The organism is Methanolinea sp. (assembly GCA_016699325.1).
Taxonomy (GTDB): Archaea; Halobacteriota; Methanomicrobia; order Methanomicrobiales; family Methanospirillaceae; genus UBA9949.
In genome coordinates, this window is the sequence record CP064971.1 from 1,924,104 (window position 1) to 1,951,030 (window position 26,927).

General features: G+C 52.1%; 27 protein-coding genes and 4 pseudogenes. 10 read left to right on the forward strand and 21 right to left on the reverse strand.

Annotation, left to right across the window (positions count from 1 at the left end):
• Nucleotides 1-137: 137 nt before the first annotated feature.
• The 4 genes from IPI71_09980 to larE all read right to left on the reverse strand — a co-directional run bounded on the left by IPI71_09980 (nt 138) and on the right by larE (nt 3,191).
• Nucleotides 138-950 carry a sulfite exporter TauE/SafE family protein gene (locus tag IPI71_09980; protein ID QQR70942.1) on the reverse strand — a complete coding sequence of 271 codons (813 nt, stop codon included), beginning with the start codon at nt 948-950 and terminating at the stop codon, nt 138-140.
• Between the two features lie 71 nt (nt 951-1,021).
• Nucleotides 1,022-1,798 carry a tetratricopeptide repeat protein gene (locus IPI71_09985; protein QQR70943.1) on the reverse strand — a complete coding sequence of 259 codons (777 nt, stop codon included), beginning with the start codon at nt 1,796-1,798 and terminating at the stop codon, nt 1,022-1,024.
• Between the two features lie 145 nt (nt 1,799-1,943).
• Nucleotides 1,944-2,282, reverse strand: a complete 339-nt coding sequence (locus IPI71_09990) for a DUF1622 domain-containing protein (protein ID QQR70944.1) — start codon at nt 2,280-2,282, stop codon at nt 1,944-1,946.
• 6 nt (nt 2,283-2,288) lie between these two features.
• Nucleotides 2,289-3,191 (reverse strand): ATP-dependent sacrificial sulfur transferase LarE, encoded by a 903-nt coding sequence (gene larE / locus IPI71_09995; GenBank protein QQR70945.1) that lies wholly within the window; start codon nt 3,189-3,191, stop codon nt 2,289-2,291.
• A 58-nt stretch (nt 3,192-3,249) separates the two neighbouring features.
• Here larE and IPI71_10000 point away from each other — a divergent pair, with 58 nt between their 5' ends.
• From IPI71_10000 to IPI71_10020, 5 genes and pseudogenes are all read left to right on the forward strand, one after another.
• Complete coding sequence (locus tag IPI71_10000) at nt 3,250-4,008, forward strand: HesA/MoeB/ThiF family protein (GenBank protein ID QQR70946.1); 759 nt, start codon at nt 3,250-3,252, stop codon at nt 4,006-4,008.
• On the forward strand, nt 4,005-4,283 hold the full coding sequence (locus IPI71_10005) for a MoaD/ThiS family protein (protein QQR70947.1): 279 nt from the start codon (nt 4,005-4,007) through the stop codon (nt 4,281-4,283). Before IPI71_10000 ends, IPI71_10005 begins: the two co-directional genes overlap by 4 nt.
• 14 nt (nt 4,284-4,297) lie before the next feature.
• Nucleotides 4,298-4,697, forward strand: a pseudogene (locus IPI71_10010) (molybdenum cofactor biosynthesis protein MoaE).
• Between the two features lie 529 nt (nt 4,698-5,226).
• Nucleotides 5,227-5,628, forward strand: a complete 402-nt coding sequence (locus IPI71_10015) for a hypothetical protein (GenBank protein QQR70948.1) — start codon at nt 5,227-5,229, stop codon at nt 5,626-5,628.
• 325 nt (nt 5,629-5,953) lie between these two features.
• Complete coding sequence (locus IPI71_10020; protein QQR70949.1) at nt 5,954-6,373, forward strand: phosphate-starvation-inducible PsiE family protein; 420 nt, start codon at nt 5,954-5,956, stop codon at nt 6,371-6,373.
• 268 nt (nt 6,374-6,641) lie between these two features.
• On the opposite strand, the gene IPI71_10025 is transcribed toward IPI71_10020, so the two are convergent.
• The 9 genes and pseudogenes from IPI71_10025 to IPI71_10065 all read right to left on the reverse strand — a co-directional run bounded on the left by IPI71_10025 (nt 6,642) and on the right by IPI71_10065 (nt 14,127).
• A complete protein-coding gene (locus tag IPI71_10025; protein ID QQR70950.1) occupies nt 6,642-7,061 on the reverse strand; it encodes a universal stress protein in 420 nt (139 codons plus the stop codon).
• 44 nt (nt 7,062-7,105) lie between these two features.
• Nucleotides 7,106-7,831: a ribonuclease III gene (gene rnc, locus IPI71_10030; protein ID QQR70951.1), complete on the reverse strand. Its 726-nt coding sequence runs from the start codon at nt 7,829-7,831 to the stop codon at nt 7,106-7,108.
• Nucleotides 7,832-7,926: 95 nt separating this feature from the next.
• Nucleotides 7,927-8,600 (reverse strand): annotated as a pseudogene (locus IPI71_10035) (phosphoribosyltransferase).
• A 202-nt stretch (nt 8,601-8,802) separates the two neighbouring features.
• Nucleotides 8,803-9,339, reverse strand: coding sequence for a hypothetical protein (locus tag IPI71_10040; GenBank protein QQR70952.1), 537 nt, complete (start codon nt 9,337-9,339; stop codon nt 8,803-8,805).
• Between the two features lie 80 nt (nt 9,340-9,419).
• Nucleotides 9,420-10,001, reverse strand: coding sequence for an SIS domain-containing protein (locus tag IPI71_10045; GenBank protein QQR72024.1), 582 nt, complete (start codon nt 9,999-10,001; stop codon nt 9,420-9,422).
• A 425-nt stretch (nt 10,002-10,426) separates the two neighbouring features.
• The gene (locus tag IPI71_10050; GenBank protein ID QQR70953.1) at nt 10,427-11,281 is read right to left on the reverse strand and encodes an MBL fold metallo-hydrolase; all 855 of its coding nucleotides are present in this window, start codon (nt 11,279-11,281) and stop codon (nt 10,427-10,429) included.
• A gap of 90 nt (nt 11,282-11,371) precedes the next feature.
• Nucleotides 11,372-12,175, reverse strand: a complete 804-nt coding sequence (locus tag IPI71_10055) for an epoxyqueuosine reductase (GenBank protein QQR70954.1) — start codon at nt 12,173-12,175, stop codon at nt 11,372-11,374.
• A 129-nt stretch (nt 12,176-12,304) separates the two neighbouring features.
• A complete protein-coding gene (locus IPI71_10060; GenBank protein ID QQR70955.1) occupies nt 12,305-12,673 on the reverse strand; it encodes a HEAT repeat domain-containing protein in 369 nt (122 codons plus the stop codon).
• 467 nt (nt 12,674-13,140) lie between these two features.
• On the reverse strand, nt 13,141-14,127 hold the full coding sequence (locus IPI71_10065; protein ID QQR70956.1) for a protease inhibitor I42 family protein: 987 nt from the start codon (nt 14,125-14,127) through the stop codon (nt 13,141-13,143).
• A gap of 77 nt (nt 14,128-14,204) precedes the next feature.
• Between IPI71_10065 and IPI71_10070 the strand changes: the two genes are divergently transcribed.
• Complete coding sequence (locus tag IPI71_10070) at nt 14,205-14,654, forward strand: hypothetical protein (protein QQR70957.1); 450 nt, start codon at nt 14,205-14,207, stop codon at nt 14,652-14,654.
• 579 nt (nt 14,655-15,233) lie between these two features.
• Here the strand turns inward: IPI71_10070 and IPI71_10075 are convergent.
• Nucleotides 15,234-15,626, reverse strand: coding sequence for a hotdog fold thioesterase (locus IPI71_10075; protein QQR70958.1), 393 nt, complete (start codon nt 15,624-15,626; stop codon nt 15,234-15,236).
• Nucleotides 15,627-16,238: 612 nt separating this feature from the next.
• On the opposite strand from IPI71_10075, the pseudogene IPI71_10080 reads away from it, so the two are divergent.
• A pseudogene (locus IPI71_10080) lies at nt 16,239-16,403 on the forward strand (hypothetical protein).
• Nucleotides 16,404-16,774: 371 nt separating this feature from the next.
• Here IPI71_10080 and IPI71_10085 read toward each other — a convergent pair.
• Nucleotides 16,775-17,098, reverse strand: a complete 324-nt coding sequence (locus tag IPI71_10085) for a hypothetical protein (protein QQR70959.1) — start codon at nt 17,096-17,098, stop codon at nt 16,775-16,777.
• 743 nt (nt 17,099-17,841) lie between these two features.
• Complete coding sequence (locus IPI71_10090; protein ID QQR70960.1) at nt 17,842-18,210, reverse strand: hypothetical protein; 369 nt, start codon at nt 18,208-18,210, stop codon at nt 17,842-17,844.
• An 18-nt stretch (nt 18,211-18,228) separates the two neighbouring features.
• Here IPI71_10090 and IPI71_10095 point away from each other — a divergent pair, with 18 nt between their 5' ends.
• From IPI71_10095 to IPI71_10105, 3 genes are all read left to right on the forward strand, one after another.
• Entirely contained in the window at nt 18,229-18,390 is a 162-nt protein-coding gene (locus IPI71_10095; protein QQR70961.1) for a HEAT repeat domain-containing protein, read from the forward strand.
• A gap of 169 nt (nt 18,391-18,559) precedes the next feature.
• Nucleotides 18,560-18,760 carry a hypothetical protein gene (locus IPI71_10100; protein QQR70962.1) on the forward strand — a complete coding sequence of 67 codons (201 nt, stop codon included), beginning with the start codon at nt 18,560-18,562 and terminating at the stop codon, nt 18,758-18,760.
• A 902-nt stretch (nt 18,761-19,662) separates the two neighbouring features.
• The gene (locus IPI71_10105; GenBank protein ID QQR70963.1) at nt 19,663-19,815 is read left to right on the forward strand and encodes a hypothetical protein; all 153 of its coding nucleotides are present in this window, start codon (nt 19,663-19,665) and stop codon (nt 19,813-19,815) included.
• A 1,035-nt stretch (nt 19,816-20,850) separates the two neighbouring features.
• Here the strand turns inward: IPI71_10105 and IPI71_10110 are convergent.
• The 5 genes and pseudogenes from IPI71_10110 to IPI71_10130 form a co-directional block, all read right to left on the reverse strand.
• Nucleotides 20,851-21,108 carry a hypothetical protein gene (locus tag IPI71_10110; GenBank protein ID QQR70964.1) on the reverse strand — a complete coding sequence of 86 codons (258 nt, stop codon included), beginning with the start codon at nt 21,106-21,108 and terminating at the stop codon, nt 20,851-20,853.
• Nucleotides 21,109-21,251: 143 nt separating this feature from the next.
• A complete protein-coding gene (locus tag IPI71_10115; protein ID QQR70965.1) occupies nt 21,252-21,506 on the reverse strand; it encodes a hypothetical protein in 255 nt (84 codons plus the stop codon).
• Between the two features lie 72 nt (nt 21,507-21,578).
• On the reverse strand, nt 21,579-21,983 hold the full coding sequence (locus IPI71_10120; protein ID QQR70966.1) for a hypothetical protein: 405 nt from the start codon (nt 21,981-21,983) through the stop codon (nt 21,579-21,581).
• A complete protein-coding gene (locus IPI71_10125; protein ID QQR70967.1) occupies nt 21,971-22,255 on the reverse strand; it encodes a hypothetical protein in 285 nt (94 codons plus the stop codon). Before IPI71_10125 ends, IPI71_10120 begins: the two co-directional genes overlap by 13 nt.
• A pseudogene (locus IPI71_10130) lies at nt 22,252-24,106 on the reverse strand (type II/IV secretion system ATPase subunit). Before IPI71_10130 ends, IPI71_10125 begins: the two are co-directional and overlap by 4 nt.
• Between the last annotated feature and the right edge of the window lie 2,821 nt (nt 24,107-26,927).

A 26,927-nucleotide genomic window follows, 5' to 3' on the forward strand; every position in this document is an offset into this window, starting at 1 on the left:
AGGGGGAGCAATACATCGACCCTCGATCCCGTCACGGGTATAACAACGATGTTATCGACTCTACCCTTGATATCATCTCAAATACAGGTGGAACCGTAGCCGTCATGGTGATTGCTGCCTGGCATTCGTCGGACCAGCTACAGATGGGTGAGGATGGAGACCAGCATCATGAGGGCAACAACGGCAAGAAGCATCCCGATACCAACTCTGAGCAGACCCTCCGGTATTTTTGGAGCAGCCCGCGTTCCCGCGTATGCACCGATGATCGCACCTATCGAAAGGGGGATCGCATAGACGACTTGAATATGCCCGAGCGTGGCATGGGTAAAGGCCCCTGCACAGGATGTACCGAGAACCGCCAGGGATGATGTGGCGACGGCAAAGTGCACCGGCATTCCCGCGGTCACCAGGGCCGGGACATTAAAAATTCCCCCCCCGATCCCGGTCAGCCCGCTGGCCAGGCCAGCGAGGCCTCCCCAGACGCAATAGTGTAGATAATAGATGGTGGTCTCTACGCACGAATACGTGTCAGAAGAGGTCTCTTTGAAGGAAGGGCCCTTCCGAATGGCCTGCACCAGGGGAAAATCCTGGAAGATCAGCTTGATTGCCAGAAGGCCCACAAACAGGGAAAAGAGGATTTCGATCAGTCTTCCGGATATGAAGGCCGTGAGATAGGCCCCCGCTACAGCACCGAGGATGCTCGGGGGCAGGAGACAGGCCGCACTCCTGAAAAAGACTTTATTCTGACGCAGGTAGGAAACCGACGCAGCAAGCGTGGTAAAGATGATCACGGCAAGGCTGGTGCCGACCGCATCCTGGGGGTCGACGCCAAAGACAAGGATCAGGATCGGAACATAGAGAAACCCGCCGCCGAAACCCGCCAGCGCGGCGAGAAAACCGGTCCCTATTCCCAGGAGAACGGCTTCAACAGCGATGGAAACGGGGATCATGACCTTCCTTTATCCATTCTTCGATATATCCTCCCGAGAATCTTTTCAGGAATGCGATCAACCCTCTCCATCTACCATATCTTCCTGGGAATATCACGGAGCCGTGCCTGCTCCCGTGCCCGGTCCAGATAGCCCATGGCCTCTTCATCCCGCCCCATCCGGGAAAGGAGAATGCCCATATTGTTAAGCGCAGTAAAATCCCCGGGATCGAGATCGAGTGCCGAACGAAAAGAAGAGAGCGCATCCTCATACCTGCCGCAAGCGGCAAGGGCAACTCCCCGGTTTGCATAAACCACGCTGAAACCAGGACTAATCCTGAGGCAGGTGTCATACGATACCAGTGCATCCTGGAAGCGTTCCATATCGGCAAGACAAACTCCCCGGTTGTACCAGGCTTTTGGATACTCGGAAGATAGAGAAAGGGCCATATCGTAGGAGCGAAGGGCTTTTTCAAGGTCACCCTGCTGGTAAGCACAATTCCCCCTGATAAACCAGGCCTCGCCATGCGCGGGGTCCAGGGCTACTGCATGGTCAAGGCATGGGAGTGCATCGGTGTACCTGGCCATGTACGTGAGGGTGAGGCCGCGGACAAACCAGGCATTACTATTCGCCGGCTCCAGGCTGATAGCACGTTCACAGCACTCCAGCGCTGTTCCGAAAAAACCAATCCTGTCCAGGGTGAGAGCTTTCCAGACCAGGAGATCGGGATGAATTCCACTTTTCAGTTCATCATCGAAGGCAACAAGGGCTTCATGGAACCTCCCGATACAGGCAAGCCCGGTTCCCCGGGATATCTCCCCCTGCGGACGACCGATCCTGGTCGTGGAACTTTCTGTATCTGGTTCCATGCTGGTATCCTATCCACAATTCGACGGAAGGCGATAAAAAAGCAGCGGTGCGGACAGGAAAAGACGGGGCACACCAGGACCGGTATACTTCGGATTCCGGAAAGGACCGTATACCTCTGGAATCATTTTCGTTCTTGCCCTGCTCTCAGGGTTCGAGGGGGAACTCCTTGGTCTCCTTTTGCAGGAAATGGCCAAGGATCGTCCTGATTATCACCACTACCCCAAGCAGGACGAGTTCTTCCTGTGTAGGCGCAATAAGCGTGGTAAGAAGATCGGCAGCTATGAAAAACTCAAGTCCGAAAACTATCTTGCTTGTGAACCTGCGCCTGATCTGGTTGTAATCTATCGAAGAGCGTCTCCACAGCTCCCGTAAAAGGATATCATAAACGGCATGCAGACCTCCATAGGCGATGAGCAATGATCCTGCGATTGCAAAAAACAAAGCGAGGATCTCAATTGCATCGCTGAAGACTGCAAGTTCCATCGGGTATCAACCCAACCTGTATGGGTTTTGTTGGCTCTTTTTCACATATTCTTTTCCCACACTGCCTTCATCCATGCTGCCGCTCCGGAAGCCTTCGATGTCAAGGGTGCTGTACCGGTACCCGGCTCTCCTCAGTCCTTCTGCGATTTCTTTCCGGAACCTGAGCACGATTGGAAATTCCGGGGGGAGGACTTCTATCCGGGCCAGGTCTCCATGGGACCGGAGCCGGACCTGGGAGAGCCCGAAGGAGTGGAGGAGTTCCTCTCCCGTCTCGATGGCGAGCAGCGTGCTGTCGGTCAGCTCTTCACCATATACTACCCTTGATGCGAGGCACGCCGATGAAGGGTGGTTCCAGAAGGAAAGCCCGAGTGACCGGGCGATTTCACGGATATCGTTCTTGGAAATACCGCATTCAACATACGGGTGGAGTATCCCTTCTTCTTCACAGGCCCGGAGGCCTGGACGGAATTCCTGGAGATCGCTGGTATTTACACCGTCGACCACCGCAGCAGTATCTGCACCCAGCGCTTCTCGCAGAATCCAGCTGGATCGTTTCTTGCACCGGTAACAACGGTCTTTCAGGTTCTGCCTGAACCCCGGGTCGTCGAGGATAGGGAAGGGAATGATGTGCAGGGGGATGCCGAGGGCTGATGCCCGCTCCCGTGCTTCCCTGAACTGCCGCCTGGAAAGGAGGGGTGAATCCAGAAGGATGACGCGGGCACACTCACCAAGTTCATCGCGTGCTATCACTGCAAGCAGCGCACTGTCAACACCGCCTGAGTATAAGACGATGACCCGTTTCTGTTTTGAGAGGTAGTCCCGCAACGCCCGCTCTTTTTCTGATATCGATGACATCGCATTGACCATCCGGGCTTCGCCCGGCAGTTCGTGGAGCTTCAGGAAATACATTATGGTTAAGTGTCTCATAATAGTGTGCAGTATCCAGCGGAGGTCTCAACCGGGAACCATGCTGAACGAGAAGGAGGCAAAGCGGTATTCCCGCCAGATAGCATCCATTGGCGAAGAAGGGCAGGAAAGGCTGAAATCGGCACACGTTGTCCTTGCCGGGGCAGGCGGTCTTGGCTGCCCTGCCGCTGCATACCTCTGCGCCGCAGGTGTCGGCCGCCTGACCATTATTGATCCCGACCAGGTGGAGCTGACGAACCTGAACCGGCAGATCCTCCACTGGGAAAAGGATATCGGACGGCACAAAGTGATCTCGGTGCGTGAGAAACTTGAGGCGATGAATCGGGGGGTGACTATCGAGGATCTCTGCGAGACTGTCACCATGCAGAATGCGCCAGAACTGACAGGGCAGGCCTCGCTCATCATCGATGCGCTCGATAACTTTCCCGCACGCTATGCCCTGAACCAGGCAGCCCTTCAAAACGGCATTCCCTGCGTCCATGGGGCCGTGTGCGGCTTTGACGGGCACGTCACCACCGTAATACCGGGCCGGACAGCATGCCTGCAATGCATCTTCCCTGATCCGCCCGGCGGATCCGATATTCCGGTCATCGGCACGACAGCCGGAATAATCGGGCTCCTGCAGGCGCATGAGGCGATAAAATTAATTACCGGGATAGGCACGGTGCTCGAAAACCGCCTGCTGATCTGGGATGGGAGGGACTCCTCGGTCACTATCATGCACCTTGACCGGGACCCGGAATGCAGTGTATGCGGGAATAATTCTTATTATGCGAGAAGGACTGGTGAGACGCAGTGAAAGTCGTGGTACGGGCATTCGCACGCTTCCGCGAAGTCATCGGTGATGTGAATACACTCGATATCCCGGAAGGATCGGGAATCCAGGATCTCCTTATAGCTCTCGCAGCACGATCGGGCGAGAGCAGGGATCTCCTGTTTGATGAGGAGGGAATGATTCGGGATAACATCATCGTCATGCTCAACAGGAGACGGTTAGCCCGGACCGCATTTGCACTCACCGTTCTATCCGAAGAGGATGAAGTGGCAATCTACCCTCCTGTTGCAGGGGGCTGAAAGGGGAGAGGAGCATGATTACGATAACCGAAGAGGATTTTAATTCCGGAGTTTTGATCGATAAAGCCCGGGACCGCCAGGTCGGTGGCATCGTGACCTTTACCGGAATTGTACGGGACGACGGCATAACGGCAATCGATCTTGAGGCATACCGCGAAGCAGCCCTCCAGGAATTGGGTGCTATCAGGGATGAAGCCCTGTCACGGTATGATATCAGGTCGGTGGACATCATCCACCGGATAGGTACTCTCGCGGTAGGGGATCACATAGTGCTGATTGTCGTTGGGTCACCTCATAGGAAAGACGCCTTCCGGGCATGTGGAGCGTATCGACCGGATCAAGGAAACGGTACCAATCTGGAAGAAGGAATATACCGCAGATGGCTCCCGGTGGGTTCCCGGCGAACATTCCTGAAACAATACCCGGATACATCATTGCCAGGTTATATGCACCGCAGGCGGTCTGCCTGTCGCGCACCGGTCTTTGTCAGGCATGAGGCGGTCTTCTCTGGTCCGATGTTCTATGTCGCGGCATGCAGGGATCACGTTATAGGTTATTCCGCAGGGGCGGAATCCCAGGCTGCACCGGAAGAGGGATGGATCATCCGCTTGAAGGTATCGGAGGAGTGCCAGCGCCGGCCAGCCGGGACAGCCTTCATCTCAGCCTTCGTTTCAAGCCTTCAACCGCACCCCTGCAAAGTGGGTTCTGCTGACCGTCGCTCCCGGTAACAAACCTGGGCGTGCACTCCGCCGCACGATGGGGTTTACGAAAGACCACGTTGGTGACCGGTAATTTCGGCACGGAAGAAGACCGCATCATACAGTCCGTCGTTCCCGGTGGATGAGATTGTAATCTCCCATGACTCGGTGAACAGAACTGTTATTTTGGGAGAGGATGTCCCTTTGGAAACGTTTTTTATATCAGTGTCCCATCCGTTTGTGAGATGGATATCTGCATACGGTTCGAACGATCGAGATCGGCACAGCGGGTCGGGATGCTCAAAGCAGCGACCGGTCAGCGGTGCGAATGCTGTGGCCGCATGGTCGGAGCCCATGTCCTCGAACTGCACTGTATCCCCGGCATAGCTGATCATCTTCGGGATCGGGATGCAACTTCACACATCCTCGTCCTGTGTCCAGGGTGCCATGCATCCATGCATACCCATAATGTGCCTGAACGGGAACAACGCCTTCTGGTCGATGCCCGCCCGGCGGAGACTGAAGAGAGGATACGAAAAGTGTTCCTCCAGAGACCCTACACCCCTCCCCCATCCCCTGATCCTGAAGAGCTTTTTGCATCCGTGTTTGCATCAGGTGGAATGGATATCTTCCTCAATGGAGCATAACAAAAAAAATTCCCTCTGGTTCAGGGAATCTTTTTTGAACACCGGAGAGCAACGAAGATCGCTTCCAGAATGAGAAGAGCCACATCCGGTTTGGGTGCGGATTTAAAAGAGATCTGCCGTGACATGGAGCGGCTTGGCTGGTACGATGGAAATTAACGATGAACAATCGTTGTAACCCTGCAGCCTGAGGAGCAGGGTATGCCTCCCGGCTTCAACTGTTAAGAACGAATTCGCCCATTTATTTATACTTCTCCTACACAACCTGGGATAGAGACAGGCGAAACGGTGTCGCACGGTCTCCATGGAAAACAGAGCGTGATGAGAGGTGCTCGAATACATCAATAAATTTGAACGGGGTGTCTATTACGTCCTGATGGTCCTTCTTGCCGGGGTCATCTTCTTTGGCGTCCTTGAACTCCTCATTATCCTTTTTTCTGCACTTTTCTCCGATCTCTCGTATCGTCTCGGGAACCACGAGATTCTCCAGATCTTCGGGTATTTCCTTCTCATCCTCATCGGGATCGAGCTCCTGGAGACGATAAAGGCATATCTCCTCAAGAATGAGATCCAGGTCGAGATAATTGTCCTCGTAGCTATCATTGCAGTGGCCAGAAAGATCATCCTCCTCGATCCGTTCATTGAGGGATTAGAAGAGCTCAATGCCAATGTCATGATCGCCCTGGGGGTGGTAATCATCGCCCTGTCGGCCTCGTACTACCTGATCCGGAGGACATCCCCCAGGTAGCACCCGGTGATCGCGAAGAGGGATATAAGGACATTCCGCGATAAGACCCCGGGTCACGATTGAACCCTTCGATGCGATTTTTATCTCCCCCCGGGAGAAGGCAAATTGGTATACCAGAGCGCTGATCAACGGGCTTTGCTCGCTATCGAGCAAATAACCTGCCAGGGCCCTCAGGCAACAGGACGATTCTGAAGATGACCAGGAAATGATGTAGAGTGGTGTTATACCATGGACACGAATGGGAAGAATCGTGATGGCCCGCTACCTATCAGGGCCGGACAACGAGGGTTGCCACCGGGCTATGGCTGAACACGTGCGTGCTGACGCTCCCGGAGAGCATGCGTGAGATGTGGCCTTTGCCTACCGAGCCGATCACGATCAGGTCGGCGCCGATATCATCTGCTGCCGCGAGGATGGATTCGCCAGGGTGCCCGCGTTTCAGGTGCATGACCGCCTGTACACCCATCCTGGCAAGTTCTCTCTCAAAACCTGCGAGCATGATCCCTGACTCTTCTTCAACTTCGCGGATGACCAGTTCACGGGCGATCTCCTCTTCGGACCACCCGGTTTCGATGATGTAAATACAGTGGAGTTCCGCATGGTAATGCCTTGCCAGGTCGGCCGCCGCAGTAAGTACGTTTCTGGTTATGGGTGACCCATCAACAGCGACGAGAATTTTCCGGAACACAGGACATCACCTGATGGTACCATGGGGACCACATAATGATATCCCTAATCCTCGTGGGTCCCGTTCAGCCTGTTGAGGGCCTGCCGTGCAGCGTTCTGGGTTGCTTCGGCCTTAGAGCGCCCCACTCCCTTTCCGATAATCTCCGCGTCCACGGTGACAACATACGTGAAGCTGGGATGGTGGGGGGTTCCTGATCGATCCTCGAGGAGGTAGGTGGGCAGGGAGCGGTTCTGCTTCTGGAAATGTTCCTGGAGCATCTTTTTATAGTTGCGGTCGGTCCGATATTCCCGTATACTACCAGACATCAGCTCCACGATGATGGCTTTCGTCCGGGCCATTCCAAGGTCAAGGTAGAGTGCGGCTACGAAGGCCTCGAACGCACCGGCAATGATGCGGGGGGTCTTTTCCTGGTTACTTCCCACCAGGACAAGGTCTTCAAATCCGATAGCAAGAGCGCTGACAGCACGTGCAAGGTTGCGGTTCTCGGTCCATTCCATCCGTGCGGTCAGTTCACCTTCAGGTTCCGGGTAGGTCCAGTACAGGAACTCCGCAACGACCAGGTTTAGAACCCTGTCCCCGAGAAATTCCAGACGCTCGTTGTCACTGGAACCTGGTTTGCCGCACTCCCGGATAAACGAGCGATGAACCAGCGCCTCATGATACCTTCCAAGAGCCCTGTCATCAACCCTCCTTCGTCGTATTGGTGGGCTTGAGAGAAAATCACGCAGCAGCCGAATCCGATCACCATCGATTTCCATGGAAGTGTTCATTTTAAAGTACAGCCCGGTCCTGCATTAACCATTCTTTGTCCTGGTACTTTCATAACCCACGTGTCCCGTTCGATCCAGGCTCGGGCAGAAAAACGTCATACCCGCCACTGCCTGTTTCCGGCCGCGAAATACTGACCGTCCCTCCGGCTGGCTATACCCAGGGAGACCATGTCGTCCAGGGCAAGGATCACTTCACCCATATCCGGGTACATCTTGAAACGCTCCCCGAGGAACCGGGCCAGGCCTTCCGGAGAAACAGGCTGATCGCCCAGTACTTTTTCCAGAAATCCAATCATATCCTCGTGGAGTGCCCAGGGGTAGATGATCCATTTCCATTCGGCAATTCGTTCAGCATAGTAATCAGGCTGGAAGGCCGAACAGGTCTTGTGCTGGAGGACACCGGTGCGAAGTTCTCCCGGCCTGTGCCGTGCAAGGTACTCCGTGGCCGTAATCAGGGTCTCTCCTGTATCGGTGACATCATCGATGACAAGGATCGTTTTCCCCTCCACATCTACAGAAAGGTGGAACCGCACCACCGCCCGGTCGAATTCCCGGGCTGCAACCCCCCAGTGCTCGATCTTTATGCTGGTCAGGTCTGATATGAGAAGGCGATCACAGACAACCCGCGCAGGGACGTAACCCCCCGTCCGATGGCGATAACGAGATCGGGAGCGAGTCCGGAGGCCCTGATAATATCTGCCAGGCTCCTTGATAGCGATATTGCACTGTCCCAGGAGACCATATCGATGGGAAAGGAGTCAGCATCCATATATGTACAGGGACGCTCTACCAGGGATTATAAGATTTTCCCATGGCAGGAAAGGCTTTTCCAGGCACCGGCAGAGAGGAGAATTGCAGGGGCAGGCTCACCTGTTATCATAGAGCCGGGACCGGATATCCCTGCCGGAACCCGGACAGGCAATTCGGTCTACCAGGCAGTTCCCATGGTGCCGTTTCCCGGCTCAGGGTCTCTAGATGGTAAGTCGGGTCGGATCGGTATCCCATGGAACAGAACCACGCTCGCACTCGACATCGATGACCCGGGCCATCCATTTCAGGAACGCTGCCCCGACGGCACCTGTACTGACAACGCTTTGGAGGGCGAGATCAAGGGTTCGCATGTTGAACTCGGCGTGGTGGGGGTAAATGTATTTCGAAACGGTAAACCCGATTACTCTTCCGTGTTCAACGATACGTGAAAACCCGGTAAGCAGCGAAGAGAATGCACGGGTCAGTTCATAGATGAAATGGGCATCGTTCTTTTCATAAAGCTCGTTCAGGTGATTGATTGCGCGCTCATCCTTGAGGGTAATCTGAAAGGCAACAATGCAGAAATGGGTTCCCTTCCGATGATCGATAAGGATCGGGTATTTGCCGAACCGGATCCAGAATCCCCAGTTCCCTTCCTTTTCCATCTCCTTAACAATTTCGACATCCATGCTCTGGAGGTACTGTTTCAGGAGGGATCTCGCTTCATCATCAGACCTGAGAAAAGCCGCATCATCCATGAGGGGTGCTTTCACATGAATGGTTATGAAGGGTTCGGGTAACGAGCAAACCCCTGGGAAAGGATGTCAATCCCATGCCCTTACTGGACATTGGAGAGCCGTCCCCGGACCTCATCGAGGTTGCAGTGACGGGTCTCGATGAGCGCGGAGATGACCGAATCAGCAAAAATGAGAGCTGCGGTTTCAAAAAGTGTTCCGAGTGGTGCAAAGGAGGGGGATACCGATCTGTACTGTCCCATAATCTGGCGAACCTCGTACTTGCTTGTCTCCTCGCCGCGTGGCTCCTGCCTTCCGAGCATGACCATACAGTCAGCGATCCTGGCGATTCGTGAATCAGGGGACGCTGTGATTAAACAGAGCTTTCCCCCCAGTTCCTTTGCCGTCTCGCAGATATCAAAGATCGAGTTGGTCTCACCGGAGCCAGAGAAAGCGACCAGTGTATCGCCTGCAGAAAATGCCGGAGTTATCGTTTCGCCGATGACATACGATTCAAACCCGATATGCATCAGGCGCATGGCAAACGCCCGTGAGACGAGACCGGAACGCCCCGCCCCTGCGACATACACTCTCCGGGCGGCAAGCATCTCATCGAGGAACCTCGCTGCCTGGTCCACATCGAGGGTACGCGCGGTCTCTTCCATCTTTCCGGCCATAAGGACCATCAGCTCAGAAAGCGAATAGCAGGGAGGCGCCTCCTGGTCCGGCACTATCTCTTCCTTGGACATCCCGTATATTATGTACGTTCTTTATGAAGAAATGCATGCCGGATGGAGATGATGGCCCATGGGGGATTCCAATCCCCAGCGCCCGGAGAAACTTACCGGTTCGCTTGCGGATCATATCAGTCCTGTCAGGTTTTCATTAATTATGCACAATCGCAGCCACGCGGATTTCGACCTGATGCCAGAAACAAAGGATGAGACGGCTGCAATGCGAGCCGTTCAGCCGGTCCGAAGCGACCTCCGGTGTACCGGATGAAGTGGGTGCAGCCCCGGACCCGTCGAACCCCGAACCGCGCTTGGTTCCGATACCCGTCTCGCCATGACCATTCCTGGTACCAGGTTTTTTTCCCTGAATTGTCTCCTGGTCAGATCTCGGTTGAATACCCGGTGTAAAGTGCCGTAAAACGGTGGCCGAGCACCTTTTTGAGGGCAGTTTTGGCATCGTTTCCCGTGCAGTGACCGGTGATGACGCGGCCGCACCCGGCTGCCATGAGCCCCTCGCCGGTGGAGCGGACCAGTTCCGGTGGTGTCGCCCGGTCGATGAGATGAAATCCGCCGACCACGGCCTTGATCTGCCGGCCGGGATATCGTTCTTTTGCGGTATGCACGATATTCAGAATTCCGGAATGGCCGCACCCGGTTATTATGGTGATCCCGTCTCGTTCTTCAACAACCAAGAAAAGCTCGTGGAGGAACTGGTCCGGCTCGAAACGTCCGTGTATCTGTACCAGCAGTGAACTGTTCCCAGGAGGCAGTGGTTCCGTTCTCTGTATATTGGCGATGAGCATCAGGCCGGGAGCGATCAGGGTATCGGTTCCGACCCGGATGAACCGATCTGCATGCGTTGAGAGAATTCCGGCATCAAGCCCGATATACCGGTACCGGCCAGGATCCCGGGCGTAGTAGGCTTCATTGCACCTTTCTTTCAGGTAGACTGGAGCCCTGGCATTATATTCCAGAAATGGGCCAAGACCCCCGCCGTGATCATAGTGGCCGTGGGAGAGAATTCCTGTCTTTATGCGAGCAAGATCCTGGCCAAGTGACTCGGCATTCCGGATGAACGTCCCGTCCTGTCCCATATCAAAAAGGAGGAGCCTGCCCCGGGCTTCGATGAGGAGCGAGAGCCCGTGCTGTGGTACAAGCCCGGGCTGTTTTCCCGGTGTATTCTCGATCAGGGTAGTAAGATACATGTCCCCGCTGGCTCCCTGATTCCTGTTCATTGAACAATAAGGGGCATAAGGGTAACTAAAACGGCAAATCGCCGGATGTCAGGATTCCAGACTATCGGTTCACGGGCCAGGAGCCTGGAATCATTTCCTCCCGTACCTTCGCACATGTTCCCATGCCCGATGAAGGGCGGGATCTTTTTCCGGGTTCCCGTATAAGGAGACATCCCGTCGCCCGTACCGGTCCCGATCTTCACCTACCGGGCAAACCTTGATGCAGATTCCGCAGGGTGATACGAAGTGGCGGTGCAGTTCCGCAGTCCACGAAGCACACGCATGTTTATCGGTAAGGGAAGAGGGATACCCCCCTGGTCCCAGGGCTGAAGAAGGGCACATCTCGACACATCGCATACAACGGGTGCAGAGGTCCTCTTCAAGGAGTGGATCGGGTGGGAGGCGTGCTGCAGAAAGGACGGTCCCGAACCGGACCCGTGGGCCGTACTGAGGGGTGAGGATCATGTTGTTCACGCCAAAGTTCCCAAGTCCTGCAAGATAGGCAGCATGGCGGTGAGAGAAGAAGGCAACCGGATTTTCCAGGAGCACCTCGATCGATCCGTATCCGTCCCGGGGGATAAAAACAGAGGGATACCCCCGGGCTGTCAGATACTCCGCCAGCCGGTAAGTATGCTGATCGAGGAGCGCGTTCACGGTGATGTAGAGTTCCCGGTAGTGGATCGAAGGCGAGGTTTCCAGTGCCGGGAGGGACACAGGAAGCCCGATAACAATCGCCGATTCCGCCTCGGGAAATATGGACCGGGGATAGAATTCCTTCGGCATCCATGGCTGGAACGGCGGATCTTCCCAGCGGTGTACGTCGGCAACTCCGACCAGGGGGATCTCCAGTCCCCGGCACCGTGACCTGATCGACTCTTTCAGTGCTTCATGCATTCCAGGTCAAAGGATATCTGGAGTTTCCAGGCAAAAAAAGGTACTATCTGAATAAAGATGGCATTTCACTGGCCGGATTCAGTCTGGAGCGCCGGATGCTGCGTGCCATGTCCCATATCCGGGCCAGGCTTACTGAATGCCTTTCAGTCTCTCAACCATTTCCTGCGCGATGGTCCTCACATAGCCGTTCTTATCGTGACAGGCCTCTGAAAGTGGTCCGATTGCGCGTTTGTCGCCCATTTGTCCCAATGCCACCACACAGGCAAACCGCACATCATGATCCTGATCACCGAGCATCCTGACCAGGTGTTCATATGCCCGTGGGTCTCCGATTCCCCCGAGGGCATCAATGGCGGCCAGTCGGACTTTCTTGTCGCTATCCCAGAGATTGATAACCAGGTACTCGACTGCGTGGGGGCCAAGTTTCCGTAATTCGGATATCGATCTCCAACGATCTGTGCCGGACATATCTGCCGGCTCTTCCAGTTTCGCATTCATGAAAACCCCTCCTTTTATTTGGAAGAAAAATGGCAGTAATCTGCTGCTCCACTATTGGTCCTGAAAAAATTCGTGTTTGAAGTATATCCATGAACATAAATACCTTTGCCCGCCAATCCGCTCGTATGAGGAAGGCCTGTTTCTGGAATGAGGACGGTGCAGCAATGGTATAAAGCGATTATCCGGCCCTGCCTGCAATCTTCATAATGCACTTCAAGATCAAACCCCTCGCCTTCCTTTTTCCTCGATATCAGCCTCCATTAAATGAAAACGTGGGAATTCCCTCATGGTCCGGATCCTGGAGTAACTCTGACCGGTACCTGGAGCGGGACATCTTTTTTCGATCATGGTCATCGATCGCCTCGTGCATCCCGGGTTCTTCACCAACAATGCATGTATCCTTTGAACCATGTGCCGGGATGATGACCCCCGGAAAGACCGAGAGACAAAAAAAGGAGAGGTTCTGATTATAGCACCCGGACTGTAAGATCGTACAGTTCGGTCTTCTCGATGAAAGTGAGATTCACGGGAGTGCCCCACATCTGGATGGTGGCTGCGTCTTTCACCAGCTCGAATTCAAACGCGATGCGGAGTCTGTCAACCTCATACTCCGGGACAAGATTGAGCGGCAGGTAGTGTTCTCCGTCATCACCGGTAATTCCAAAGAACCCACCTTCAAGGTCGATGAAGGCAATGGTACCTTCCGCGACCCATGGACGCCGGTATTCACCGTGAACGGCATGTTCGCCTCTCCCTGTTGCTTTTAATGAGAATGCATGGATCCCTCCGGAGCCTGCCATCATGCCAGGGGGTTGGGACGGGATATACTCATCACCGATAAGGGAAAGGCCGTTTGGAACCGTTAGAATCCAGGAATACCCGGTGGTCGGGTTCTCGGCCAGCCGGATACCGAATTCTCCTCCCAGTCCCTGGGAAACGGTTTTTTCGTTATCCCCTTCTGTGTAAATGGTATAATTGAGCGGAATCCCGGTTGGTGGAGGGCTCCCGCCCACCCGTAGATTCAGGGTGAAGCTGGTCTGGTTTCCGGTTGTGGATTCCCATTGCCTTGAATAAATACCGGAAATTGTCTGCATCCCAGGTTGGACTGCTCTCAGGACCCACAGGTAGGTTCCCCCTGCCCCGACCAGTCTGCTGCCCGGATCATCAGGCTGGTAGCTTTCGTTTTCAATGACAAGGCCGGGCGTCACCGACAGCTGCCAGGTAAACCCGGTAGTTGGGTTTCCGGGTAGCCGGAGCTGTATCCTGGCATCAGGGGGGACGTCGTAGGTTTCACCATCGTTGGTCATGCCAAAGAGGTACACCTTACCCTGAACAGGGGGAGTCGGCACAGGAGTTGGCGGCACTTTGTCCTCATCTCCCAAGCACCCGGAGAGCACGGCGGCTGCAATGAAAAGGGTTGCAAGGACCGCGAGGGGAATGATTTCTTTCTGCATCAGGTATCATCTCACGTTGTGTGATAACCGTCTTTTTATCCCGATTTACATAAATCTTCTATTAGCCATGAAATTCTTTGAAGTTACAGGGCATTCCCGTTGCCGGGAATGAGAGGGTATCCCCGTTCACTCCTGCCACTTCTGGTAAGTATTATGTGCCTTCCATCTATGTAGGTGCATGGAACCCACCTGCAAAAAAAGCCAAAATTATTGATATTGTGTATTCTGTAAAAATCCCAAATAATACTCTGCTTAGTATATTCAGGAGGGCTGGTACCCCTTCAACTACTAAAAATTTAAAAAAACTGATTATCTGTTTTCAGGATTTTCTTGCAATTATTAAAAATTGTTTTCCAAAGATTTTCCATAAGAGCCTGCATTTAAGAAAAACTTTTAGAAGTATTAAAGGAGGCTGTCCCCCTCCCCTCGACATTGTATATGGTAAAAATTTTGGCACTACATCCAAAATTTCAAAACCAGAGAGCTTTAAGACTTCAGCCATTGAGTTATCGGAGATAGGAATGTAGTGATCCCAAAAATCCCAGCATTTTTAGCCAGATATCTAATGTTTGGACCCATTAAGATTATTATTCCACCTGGTTTTAAGCATCTAAAGGCTTCATTTAGAGTTTTTCTACTTGCTCTTTTTTGAATAAATGCTCCAAAAAATTACTAGAGAAAACAACATCGATAGAGCTATCCTCAACTGATACCCACTTTTCTGAACATTCTTGATTTAAAAAATTTATGTCATCTGCTAGGTATTTCCTGCCATCTGGATTTAGATCGATCCATATTTTGTTTTGGCATCGATATTTGTAATAAACTCGCCATATCCAGAGCCAATATCCAAAACAGCTGCATCATCTGGAATGTGTTTTTGAAATATATTTTTACACAATATTTTCCATACGTTCTTTCTGTAATCCCTGAGCCTCCAAACCTTATGCTGTACTCTTCTTGAAGTTTTTACCCTTTTCCAAGCTTACTCATCTGTTGCCCTTTTGTTAATTTTCTTCCAAATCCTATAGATTCACTTATTCCCCCTGTCACACCTGCATGAACAGGCCCAAGGCCCGGCTCTGAACCTTTTTTATTGCGGGTGTTTATTTCCGTGGGGTCTTCCGGTAGACCATTCCCTGGAATATGGCGATTGGAACCCCTTTTTCATCGCTTATCCTTACCGTGTAGGTGGCAAGCTTCGGGTTGAGGTCGAACTCCTCTGCATCGGCATAGAGTGTACCGGAGGAAACCGATCTCATATAGGAGATATGGGCATTTATGGCAGCAGCAGGTATGCCATGGGAATTTGACGCAACAGCAAAGGCGGTATCGGCAAGAGTGAAGATGGCCCCGCCGTGCACAGTTCCATGGCTGTTCAGGTGCATGTCGCAAACCTCCATTTTTACCCGTGCCCTTCCCGAAGAAGACTCGAGGAGCGTGATTCCCGCTTGCCGGGCGAAGGCATCTCTTGCGAGAAATTGTTCCGGATCATCCATACGCCCATTGTACTCGTTGTTTGCAATGAAAGTATGGATCCTGTCCAGGCTGAGCTTTGTTTCCGTTTCGCTTCCAGAAATTCAGGATTTTCACGCATACCACCTTCATTCGGGCGTGTATAAAAAACGATGATGATGGACTGCCATGCATACCACCCGTGGGAAGGGGAACGATGATAATGAACAATGTGAAAAGAAAGACGCTTGACAGAGTCAGAGCGGAGAGTTATATAGCCCCTCGTTTCCAGTTCGCGCGTGATTTGGCCTGACAACAACGGATGCTGGACTAGCCGCCCATCGATATGCGGGTGAGAGAGTCCGGACACGAGGCTCGATTTCCGACGGTAAAAGCATTCATGAATTTTAGTAACGCGTAATGTTTTAATCGGGTCCAGGGATCGGCAGAGATAATCCCTTGTTGGGATGATCTCACTGGTAGGAAAAACAAAAAGGAGATCACCCCGGTTGGATATCGTGCACACAATTGAGCTTAAGGTATGCATTTGTGAAGACGGCCAGCCGATACCGATCGAGAGTATTTTAGCATCGGTGAAGAAACCCGGGATCGAATCCCTGCCAACTCGAACGCATACTCGAGGCAATTAATATAACGTCAAATTTCAACTCCGAAGTAATAGCAAGTTTCTCTACCATGACCTGATGAAGGGTGATTCGGTATCACGGTATCTGGATATCGCCTCCTGCGGGAACGTGATGATCTATTTCGATGGGCATCAAGATCCAATCTTCTCTGTGAATTTCATGTTGGTCTCCTAACCGGCGGCCATTACATCATGGGACTGTCCGGGCATCTGGGTAAAGAAGGAGAATAGTTCTTCAGGCCGTATCGTCACCAGCATAAAAATATACCCTCGATCTAACGAAAAGGGAGAATTGGTTTCAGGCCTGGTGACGCTCAAGAAGGGTCTGGGCTGGCAGCCGAATAGTAATATGGTAGCAGGACAACGGAAAAAGCCTTCGGTTATCTTCAGTGAACAACGGTCCAGATTCCTCCGAAAAGACGGTCATACCACGTCTCCTTCCTCCGGTGTATGAAAGAATTGCCTCCCACCCCTCCTGGTATGGAATGGTCTCGATGAATCTGCGGCCAATTTCGACCGGGAGGTCATCCCGTCGTTTATCCACGATCAGGAACAGGTGTCAATCTCGGACATACCAGCGGGAAATACCCTGAATTCAACAGATATGTCGGCCCGGTGTAGCCCATGTGAACAGAACTCGATAAATTCATAGAAAAACTCCAGAAATATCCTGTGTTTATCATTAAGTTCTCCAAGAATGGCTTTTATCGCCATGTCCCGGGCCTGTTCCGGAATCAGTGTCTCAACCTTCAGCCGGTGCATTAAAGCATCTTCTGATTTCAGGTGTTCGAGCATTCGTCTTAAGAGCGTTAATTGCTTCCAGAACTCCCTCTCGTAGGTGGCTGCAGGCGAAGCCAGATCATCGGGCATTTTCTCCCTCTGTTTCCGATTTCTGTTCATCCGATCCGGCAATATATCCTTTCAGAAAACGCTCCATCTCTTTCTTCTTCCGGGCCTGGATCCGATCTCACCAACAAGGAGGATGCAGTTGAACACGAGGACGATACCCACCATGGCGACGCTTACCACGAGCATGAACCCCTGAATCAAGAAATGTCGCCCAGAGAACAGCAACGAAGCAGATCAGGTAAAAAACAATCCATAATCTGGCATTCAGGATATCCATACATTCACTTCTGCATGAAGGAGAAATAAATAAATACTGTTTCTGCTGCAGGGGCTGTGCAGAGAAAAATGAAAAATGCTGTGCTGCAATATCCTCCACCGCCGGGCTGACCATTGGGGCTGTCAATTGGTAGAAGTGTACCGGTACGGGAGGATAATCACAGACTGCTTTATTAAGATCATGCAGCTGTCAGGGGGGTATTTCTGCGATTCTCCAGCGCATCTCCTCGCCGCTGAACAGGGCCGGGAAAAGAGACCGAGCGCCAGGCATCTGCCTGGATATTCGGGGAGTAATGAACGGAGATGATTGGGATCTTCTATGGTTTCTCAACGGCTTCGTCCCTTGAATACCGAATCGAGATACCATGGCTACGGGCAGCTGTCCTGCAAATGGCAGAGTTGTTTTGGGCCGGATAAAATCCATAACCATTAATAGGAAAAGCCTGCACCTCTGTGATGATCGCCATGGAGCGTACTGGACAAGGGGGTTATCTGGCTGCCGGATTCGGGGGGCAGGTACTGAAACTCACCGTTATCGGGATATTTTCAGTAATTGCGCTGGCAGTCACTCTCTTTGCCTTTTTTTCCGATGAAACCTTCTTCGGGCGCTCGTCGTTCTCACCTTCGTTTTCTATTACAGGGATGATCCGGGACCCGCTCTTCATGCTCCTCAATTCAGGCGTTGACCTGATGATTGTTTCGCCCTTGCCCTGCATGCCAAGGACCGTGACCTCATCGAGGGAATCCTGAAAGATATCATGGGGCAATGCCGGGGCAGCCGGGAAGGACGAAGGTGACAGGCTGGGGCAGGCAGAAAAATGGGAAGGCCTGTTCTCCTGGATGTTTCTGAGAAGCATAGGCACTCCGGACTGGCGATGAGGATGACCGGGAGGAAGCGGCCCGGGCACTTGGAGCTCCGGGACCCGGAAGCGGTCGAACCGCTCACCGCAGCACTTGGCGACCAGAGCAGGTATGTGCGTAGAGAGGCAGCAAAGGCGCTTGGCGCAATCGGCGAGAACGGTGTATTCCCCCTCTGATAAAGGCTCTCCCGGGACGAGGATCGGTCCGCACGCGAGGGTGCGGCTGAGGGCCTGGCAATGATGGGCACCATGGCCATAAACTCCCTCGCCCGGGCCCTCGATGATCCGGACTGGCATGTCCGGATGGGTGCTGTGGTAGCTCAGAATTATCGGCGACCGGACCGTCATGCCGGGGATTATCAGGGCGGCAGGAGACGAGAACCGCTGCATGCGCCGCGAAGCGATAAAAGGGCTGGGCAGGATTGGTGGTGATGAAGTCCTCAACCTCTCGCCGACGCTCACCGATGAGGATACCGGCGTGCGGCTCCGGGCGCTGCCGGAGCTTCGGGCAGGACCGGTCGCGATGATGCAATCGCCCCGCTCATAGGTGCCCTGGGAGACCGGGACAGCGGCGTGCGGCTCCGGGCCAGCAGGCTCTCGAGGAGATCGGTAGTCCCGCGGCACGGGCGGTCCTCGAACAGCACGGTGAGCAGGCCGGAAAGGATTGATCTCCTGGTACCCGGCCAGGATCTTTCGGAAATTCTCTTTATCCACGGATTTTCTTGTTTTCTGGTGCTACTTTGAATAAAACTTGGGTGAATGCATCTTGACCTGGATCCGGACATTATCCTGAATAATTATGAGGGGCAGCAATCGGTTGAGGGTTCGGTTGCTGAAGGATAAGAGTTTCCGGGTTGTCAAAGTTTTCATTGAAGAAAGAGGCCAGGATTGAGGCGTTATCCGTGGTAATGGTTGCTTCTGACTGATTCGTCTATGCAGTGTGTAGCCGAGGTGGTATATCCGGTCCCAATTAAAGGCAGGGAAAACGGTGAAAAGCCAGGCTGAAAAACCAGTCCGGAACCCGACCATGAAATGGATCTTTACCCTGTTCATGGGGTCATCCGAAGCCCCCAGTTGCCCTGAACTCACAGATACAGCCGTTTATTGCGAGTCCTGGCAAGGAGGTGGTTCAGATTCTTGATGTTATGGGACCAGTGTTCGGGAAAAATTATCTTAGAGGTCGGCCCGCGAAATGCAGGCTAAAAGGTCTGTGATGTCTTTTTCAATTTCAGCCGATATGCACCCGACATCCTTGAGATCCCTGACCAGGCCTCAGTCAATCCGGTTCCTTTTCGCGGTCAAGTCACTCCGGAGAGAGGACAACAGATCATCATCGTCGGATGGTGTGGATGAAGGAGAGCATGCTCTCATCCACACTGGACTTCGCTCGATCCCTTCATCGCAGGCGTTCCGCCTGTTTCGGGGAATCCGCCTGGAGCACTACGCCGGGTGAAGAGGGCGTGCCCGACGGGAATGAAGCGTACCTGGTTCTTCCTCCAGATCGACATCGTCCAGGTCAAATCCTTGGCTCGTCCAGTCCTCCAGGGAGCATTTCCCGAATTCGCAACCAGGAGCTGCGATTCCATCATGGGCGCATCGTGATCCGGGCAACTTCATCCCTCGTCCTCTAAATCGATAGTGATGGCCGGTTCATCGTCAGGAGATATCCATACGTGCGATCTCATTTTCATCGGCAAAGATTTCCATCGAATTCAAATCGGTATCGAGGATACCTATCGGTTCATCGCCCTGCTCTATCCGCGAGAAGATGAGATTCTCGTCAAGGGCTATGTCCTTTGCAAGAGGAGAGAACGGGCTTGGTTCCTGTTTCTGACGGACCGAGAGACCACTTCAGAATTTACCGAGTCCATTGAGATCTGGCATTTCTGTCATTTAAGTCCGGTTTTTCGCGGACGTCTTTGGAGTCCAGTGCCGGCTCCCGCGGAGCGGCGGCGTGATGCAAAGAGGAGACCCAATCCCTGCCGGAGGGGCTCTGGAGCTCTCGAACCGTGACACCGGCGAGCCGGCAAATGCCGCTTCACTGGGGCGGGTGCACCTGGTTCGCCCTCGCTGATAAAAGGCTTTTCACAGAGCCTGGAGGGAACGGGATGGGAAGACCCGTCGTATCCTCCTCCTCATCGCCATGAATCTGCCTCCGGACACAGGGGTTGTTATCGAAAGACCTGATTCCTGTTTCCCGGTTTTCATCGCCGGTCCCACCTGTTGCCGATGGTTCTGCTGGATCATTGACGTCCGGTTTCTCGCGGTGTTTCCGGGGACACTCTCCCGGGACACTCCCAGACGCCTGAGGACGAACAGAAGTGCTCCGAAAATGCTTATCCCGGCTGCGAGACTCAATTCGGGAATGTTGAGCAGGATCAAGGCTGCCCTCAAGAACCAGGATTCCCAGGACGGCAACAAAACGGACGGTCACAGAATTCATGTCAGACCCCCTGGAATGATGGAATGTTAAAGAACAAACCAACTATAAACGGTGCCGCTATATAAATAATACCGGTTACGGAGCAGAGAATGCTTCCGAAGAAGTAGAACATGTATCGTCCACCTCCGAAGACGATTCTCCTGCCAGTATGTTGGAGATGGTGATGATGGTGATAATGATCATGACGTAGACCGTCATCTCTGCCTCGGGAAATTGACAAACATGGTCACGGCACCCCATGGTTCGCTGACCGCCCCGGCACCGGCCATGAGCACCGCTATTAATCGGGCCGAGGGAGGAGACGACACTGCTGATGGCCTGTGACATGTGCAGAAGGATATGGAAGAGGAAGAGAAGATGGCGATCATCATGGCATGCATGGGGATGAGCAGGACTACGAACCCCATCGGAGATGGGTGTCGGTTGTTCCGGAGCAGCACCTGTTCGAGCATGGAAGATCAACAATCTCCCCTATCTGGTCCGGCGATCCTCCCGCTCGACAGAGTCGCGGAAGATGTTCAGATACTTGTAGATCAGGTTACTGCCGCTTTCCCCGATAAACCGCTCCCAGGTAAGGCGGTCATCAAGACCGAGGTCAAGCTTTTGAATATAATCCGTTCACGAGAGGTTCAAGGGTGGTGAGGGACTTTTTGTCGATCTCTGTCAGGGCATGGGTGATGGTCATCCCTTTGCCGCCCATCACCGATCCGAGGCTTCGGATGAAGACCGTGAAGTCACTGTCCCGGTTGATGATGTTTGAATCATCGAGATACCCGATTATCCCGATCGGGAAGAGGAGGAGGCCGGTGATGAGCATAACGAGGCCATAGGCATTGGAGATAACGCCCATGAGATTGAGCATGAGAAAATGAAAGCCATGGCGGCCGCAACCGGGGAAGCACCTTCCTGCTCATCCGGTGGATCATCCCTGCTCTTTTGACCCCGCGGGAGATCGTGGACTTTCTGATCGGCGGAACGGCCCGATACATGGTAACCAGACCGAACACGGAGACGCAGATGACGATGATATAGAGGATTTACCAGTGTTTCCTGGATGTTTTCCGGCGAGAAAATGGCAACAGAGATCATGATGATGATTCCACGAGGGCTCTGAGAAGAGCATCGCAATGTAGGCATCCCCCCACTTCTTCAGCATCTCGAGACCCTGTTCGTAGGTATTGCGGTAAATGCTCCGGATCGTGATCAGTTCCCGGGAGAGGAAGTCTTCATCTGGAACGCCGGATTCAATGGAGTTGGCGTACCGGTTCAGCATGCTCTGGAGCATGAGGTTCTTCACCCGCTCGGCCATGATTGTCAGTGCATCCACATAAGCCTGTTCCATTTCTTGACGAACGTCTCGATCTTTTCAAAGTATTTCGAGGGTACAAACTCCTTACGGGCTGCGGTGTAGGCAAAGATTTCCGGCCGGGTTGCGCGGGCCGTGGTAATCGACGCCATGTAGGTGACCATGAAGAGGAGGTCGGCGCTCATCCTCTTGTTCTCATTAAATGATGAAAAAAAGTCCCGGATCGATGCCAGGAGTCCCGCAAAAGGAGATGTCCCCTGTTTTCTGGCGCAGCCCTGCAGACAGGGCTTCAAGACTCGGTGACATCTATGGAGAGCAGTCCCTGTTTCTTGACCTTGGTAATCATGTGAAAAAGGTCGTAGAACCCTGTATAGCCTGCTTTGTGAAGACGTTCAAGTATACGGGCTCTCTTTTCGATCTCCTGGTAAATCTGTGCTTTCTTATGGTCAGGGATACCCAGCATGGTGGCCACCTTGTTCTCGAGGAGGTAGGCTGCTGCCCTTACCGGTAAACACGAAGGTATCGGTTACGGGGTCCCAGTGGAACATCTCAACGAAAGAGAATCCCGAGTTTCCGGATTGAAGCCAACAAGTTCATTCACCGGGAGATGATTCTCCGGACCATCTCGCCGCTAGGTCTGCGGACGGCACTCTGGATGACGACCAGGTTCAGATTGTCAACGTAGGTCTTTGGGAATTGATCGGGTCACCACAGAGCCGCTGGATGAGTTTTTCGACCGATGCCGCGTGGAACGTTGAGAGACCGGATGGCCTGTCTGCATCGCACCAAAAGCGACCGAACCTTCCACGCCTCTGATCCTCCCACAAGGATCTGGTTAGGACGCGCCTGGGCGCCGCCCGCAGCAGGTCGAACATTGTTACCTCTCCTCCTTCACCTTCCCCCTCCCCTTTCCCTTGAGACCTCCCGGGTCCAGTTCCGGTGGGGATCTGTAGTTCGGGAGTATCCTCGATAGTGACAATCTTACTTTCGGAGGAATGAAAGGGGTCATGGCATTAAGGCTCGTAGTCCTGCCACTCGCGGTCTCCCGCTCATAAAGTGACATGCCATTCTCGATGCAGATCCAGAGATACCCGGCTATCATGTAGTCGCAGGTCTTGAATTCAACCAGTTTCGGATACTGTTGGATCATCCATCACCTTCGAATGGTGAAATTGCTCCCCCTTCCTGCTGATGTCCGGTACCATTGGCTACGATATTAATACGCGGTTGTCGGGAAGCGTTGAATCGACAATCGGATTCCGGTAGGTGATTGGCCGCTTGGTCCGTTCAGCCAGTTTTATCACGAATTTATGGGACTCTCGGTATTCTTCCAGCCTACCACCGACTTCAAGTCCCTTGAAGATCTTGTGCTCAATGAAGATGGGCCTACCCCATCAGCCGTGAGGCCTTCGATATAGCGATCATTGATGAACGGCTTCCAGCATGCCGATGTCGATCTTGTCCCTTACAAAGGAGATATTCGGGGCTTTGTATTCCGAGGCATTTACGATCGTCGCCCATCAGGCATACATGAAACTTTGCGAGGTTGCATCCGATTTCAAATTTTCCTGGCAGTCAAGTCTTTCTTGAGAAGTCCTTGATCCTGGAACCGACTCCCGGATTTCCTCCATGGGCGGCCAGGGTAGGGCTCGTGGGAACCCTTTCGCCAGGAGTTGGTGCATATGCACACTTGCGAAGAGCCCCTTCAGAACCCCGGCACGCTCTTCATCGGTGACGGAATCGTTACTGAGCGAATCCAGCAGGTCGACGAGAAGAATCTCGACTGCGGGAAGGAGTTCCTGGACACTGTGCAGGAAAGATGGTTCAATCGGGATATAATAATTCCTCGCATCATTGACATCGTGAAAGATATGGACAAAAGTCGTTTCATCGGCAGGATAGATCAGGTTCGGTTCCTTGATCGCTAGATCGCGCTTCAGTTCCGAGAAAAAGGGGATCCCGTTAACATCAACCGGAAAGAGGTGCATATACTCCAGGAGGTGGGGAGCCTGTCTCACTTAACCTTGGCATTGACCGGAAGGATCCTTGCAGAGAGCGCATTCCTCGATATTGTTCAGACAGTCATTTCCTTCATCGGACCGTGATGATAGCTCGAAAGGAAGGACCGGTGGCAACGTGAGGATTCCACACTAGACACGCGCCATTGAGGGTTGGGATGATCTTCATCCCGTGACCTGGATATGCCTCAAGAGCCGACCAGGTTCCCGGTGGTCTTACGGGCTCCCGGAACTTTCACCACTTCCATGACCATTACGGCTTTATCCCCAATGAGGGATTTCTTCATCATCAGGTGCGCATCGCAGATTGACCGGATACGGATCAGGTGTCCTCTTCAAAAGCATAGTTATGCAGGGTGATCAGGATTGTTTTGCCTTTATCGACCAGGGTTTTGCAATTGGGGAGGAAGGTGAGGATGGCGGCCTGCGAAGAGTATTTGTAGAACATGGTGAGGAGTCGATGATGTGGACTTCTGCCCGGCTTTTCCTGATGTGGTTGATGACATGGTCGAGGATCCCTCCATCTGTTCTTCCGACCAACTTAAGTCAGCGGCATGGATGGGAATAACCTGACATACCCCCCATGCAAAATAATCCGATACGTCAAACCTCATAGATCGATCTGCGAGAGGAAATTCTTTGCTGTCGCTCAGTTGAGAAAATGTCGAACCGCCTAAGTTTCCCCGCGTCATCAGGTTTCAAGGTCAATAAAATATTCTGGTTCATGCTGAGGTTGGAATCGAGTGGTTCCCGAAAGAGCCCCAGTTCTTGATTATCGGTTTCGAAAAAGCAAAACCATGGATGGAAATCAGGTCATGCGGGGGAGTTGCTCACCATTGCATCGGAAAGGATTTCACAACGAAATGTCGTCTTAACCGGGAATTGTATTCGTATAAATCGGTGAGCGGGATGCAACCGGCGCAGCAGCGGTAATCAAACAGATGATCCAGCACCATGCAAGGACCTGGAACCAGTCTATTATGGCCTGCGGTTCTCAATCATCTCACAGCAGCCAACCGCATATGCCCGGTTCAGGAAATGGCGGTTGCAAACGGTATGCCGATTCGGATTCTCATGCTCCTTGACTTTTCTTTCTCCCTGGTGAAAGGAAGTAAGAGGAAGCCGTAGCATACCCTGAGATAATCCAGCGGGCGAGGATGGCAAAAACGAATCACTACCTGATCCTCATCGACACTGACCGAAGATGCATTTCCGAGACGAAAACGCGCCAAGCATGCACGGAGTGTCCTGATGGACTCCATCGATAAATGCTGTCTCAAACTGATAGCCATGAAAAAATGAGCAAAAGTGCCGAAGTAGGAAACGCAGATTGCGGAGAAGATTAATCGTGAAACCAATATGTTAATCTTCAGTTTGGTGTAACCAACTACTCAACCATGGCTCAAAAATTCCAAAATGTTAAATGGTCTTTCTTTTGGATTTGTATCCATACGCTTTCAGTTATTCTGATGACGTTTTATTAAAGATGTCAATAACTATCTTTTATTTTTAGTTCTTGCTGGTTTGGAATTACTATGGAAGGTGCAAGAAACTGTCCGTTCTTTCACCCGAGAGAAACCATTTAGACTCGATTTTTAATTTTGTTTTCTGGGCATTAATCTCACTTATTTCTTTTGGTGTCATCGAACAGATCCTATTCTATTTCCAGATCGAGGCTGGACTTTTTTTTTGTTTTGATGGGATTTGGAATTTATACCATTAGTCAAGTCGTAATCCGGATTACATATAGCTATCAGAAAATGCCATATAAAAATAAGAATTTTATAAAATCTATTTATTGCTTTAATTTTCTTTAGTGTGTTATTTTAACCGTACAATCGCAATCTTTTTCTCCGGAAAATACCAAAACCCCCTACCCCAACCCCAAAACAACTGGAAAATACGCTGTGAAATGTTGCAACTGATGACAATGGGTTAGAAGGGATGGGAAACCGGTAATAATTTTGCTGGCCAATACTCTGTATTAAGGTATATTTAGATCGTTCCGGAAAGGATGGCATGCGTAGCCTTTAAAACCCCCAATCGGTAAACTATGAATATGTTGAGTCACAATTCCCAATTAAATGGGTGTGGAGGTAATGTTGATCGCAACACACATAGTCACAAGGATTGGTCTTTACCAGAAAACTGAAATCACCAATAATTGTTGATGACTCCACATCCACCAGAAACTCAATCCAAAACTTAGAATCGGCAATAATTACGACACCATCGAGTTACTCATCAACTCAAGCCAAGATTGATCGAACACCGCTCCAGGCTAATAGTCAAATTGTTACCACAACCTTGACGTCTCAAATACCAACAGGAGTTAAGGTCCCAATTACCGAAAATCTTGAATAAGCACATTACTACCGCAATAAAGTTACTGGCGCAAATATACCCAATTTAGTATGGTCTACTACTCTTGCTACCAGTGCGGAAAAGTGGGCATACTACCTGGGGGCAATAATTTATTCAGCACAGTGCGGGCATAGTGGAAAATCCTGCAGGGTACCTTCATGGACATCGGCAATTGATGGATTGGGGATCGGAAGAATCAAATTCTTATTTATGCTCCTTTTTGGAAATGCGGCAAGCAAAACTAGAAATTGGCATGACGTTGGCACTATACGCAAATTATCCGAAAACAACTACCCAGTGTGGTTGTGGATGTGCTCCACATCCTACGTATGGAACTGTATACGTTTGCCAATATGCTCCGGCAGGTAATATTTTGGATATTACCCATATTGAGGATTGAATAACAATGGTTTGAAAGGGCAAGAGTATTACCCTTCTCGGTTAGAATCCGGTTTTAATCCTGGAGGAGTGATAGGTTAAGTCCGTGGAGTCTTTTGTTGTGTAACCTTTTTCAGGAAAGCGGAATATCACTCATCGGGAGGCGAACAAAAGTCAGAGTCAATTAAAGATGTCCGTTGAAAAC

What these genes read in the sequence shown, in the direction of transcription:
- IPI71_10075 (QQR70958.1), bottom strand. Translation starts at nt 15,626, where the DNA reads ATGGATGATCCGGAACAATTTCTCGCAAGAGATGCCTTCGCCCGGCAA.
- IPI71_10085 (QQR70959.1), bottom strand. Translation starts at nt 17,098, where the DNA reads ATGCCCGATGATCTGGCTTCGCCTGCAGCCACCTACGAGAGGGAGTTC.
- IPI71_10015 (QQR70948.1), top strand. Translation starts at nt 5,227, where the DNA reads ATGGATATCTGCATACGGTTCGAACGATCGAGATCGGCACAGCGGGTC.
- IPI71_10000 (QQR70946.1), top strand. Translation starts at nt 3,250, where the DNA reads ATGCTGAACGAGAAGGAGGCAAAGCGGTATTCCCGCCAGATAGCATCC.
- IPI71_10065 (QQR70956.1), bottom strand. Translation starts at nt 14,127, where the DNA reads ATGCAGAAAGAAATCATTCCCCTCGCGGTCCTTGCAACCCTTTTCATT.
- IPI71_09985 (QQR70943.1), bottom strand. Translation starts at nt 1,798, where the DNA reads ATGGAACCAGATACAGAAAGTTCCACGACCAGGATCGGTCGTCCGCAG.
- IPI71_09980 (QQR70942.1), bottom strand. Translation starts at nt 950, where the DNA reads ATGATCCCCGTTTCCATCGCTGTTGAAGCCGTTCTCCTGGGAATAGGG.
- IPI71_10110 (QQR70964.1), bottom strand. Translation starts at nt 21,108, where the DNA reads ATGCTCGAACAGGTGCTGCTCCGGAACAACCGACACCCATCTCCGATG.
- IPI71_10115 (QQR70965.1), bottom strand. Translation starts at nt 21,506, where the DNA reads ATGGGCGTTATCTCCAATGCCTATGGCCTCGTTATGCTCATCACCGGC.
- IPI71_10045 (QQR72024.1), bottom strand. Translation starts at nt 10,001, where the DNA reads ATGGTCCTTATGGCCGGAAAGATGGAAGAGACCGCGCGTACCCTCGAT.
- IPI71_10095 (QQR70961.1), top strand. Translation starts at nt 18,229, where the DNA reads ATGAGGATGACCGGGAGGAAGCGGCCCGGGCACTTGGAGCTCCGGGAC.
- IPI71_10040 (QQR70952.1), bottom strand. Translation starts at nt 9,339, where the DNA reads ATGGATGATGCGGCTTTTCTCAGGTCTGATGATGAAGCGAGATCCCTC.
- IPI71_10090 (QQR70960.1), bottom strand. Translation starts at nt 18,210, where the DNA reads ATGCTTCTCAGAAACATCCAGGAGAACAGGCCTTCCCATTTTTCTGCC.
- rnc (QQR70951.1), bottom strand. Translation starts at nt 7,831, where the DNA reads ATGAACACTTCCATGGAAATCGATGGTGATCGGATTCGGCTGCTGCGT.
- IPI71_10050 (QQR70953.1), bottom strand. Translation starts at nt 11,281, where the DNA reads ATGAACAGGAATCAGGGAGCCAGCGGGGACATGTATCTTACTACCCTG.
- IPI71_09990 (QQR70944.1), bottom strand. Translation starts at nt 2,282, where the DNA reads ATGGAACTTGCAGTCTTCAGCGATGCAATTGAGATCCTCGCTTTGTTT.
- IPI71_10060 (QQR70955.1), bottom strand. Translation starts at nt 12,673, where the DNA reads ATGAATGCGAAACTGGAAGAGCCGGCAGATATGTCCGGCACAGATCGT.
- larE (QQR70945.1), bottom strand. Translation starts at nt 3,191, where the DNA reads ATGTATTTCCTGAAGCTCCACGAACTGCCGGGCGAAGCCCGGATGGTC.
- IPI71_10055 (QQR70954.1), bottom strand. Translation starts at nt 12,175, where the DNA reads ATGCATGAAGCACTGAAAGAGTCGATCAGGTCACGGTGCCGGGGACTG.
- IPI71_10100 (QQR70962.1), top strand. Translation starts at nt 18,560, where the DNA reads ATGCCGGGGATTATCAGGGCGGCAGGAGACGAGAACCGCTGCATGCGC.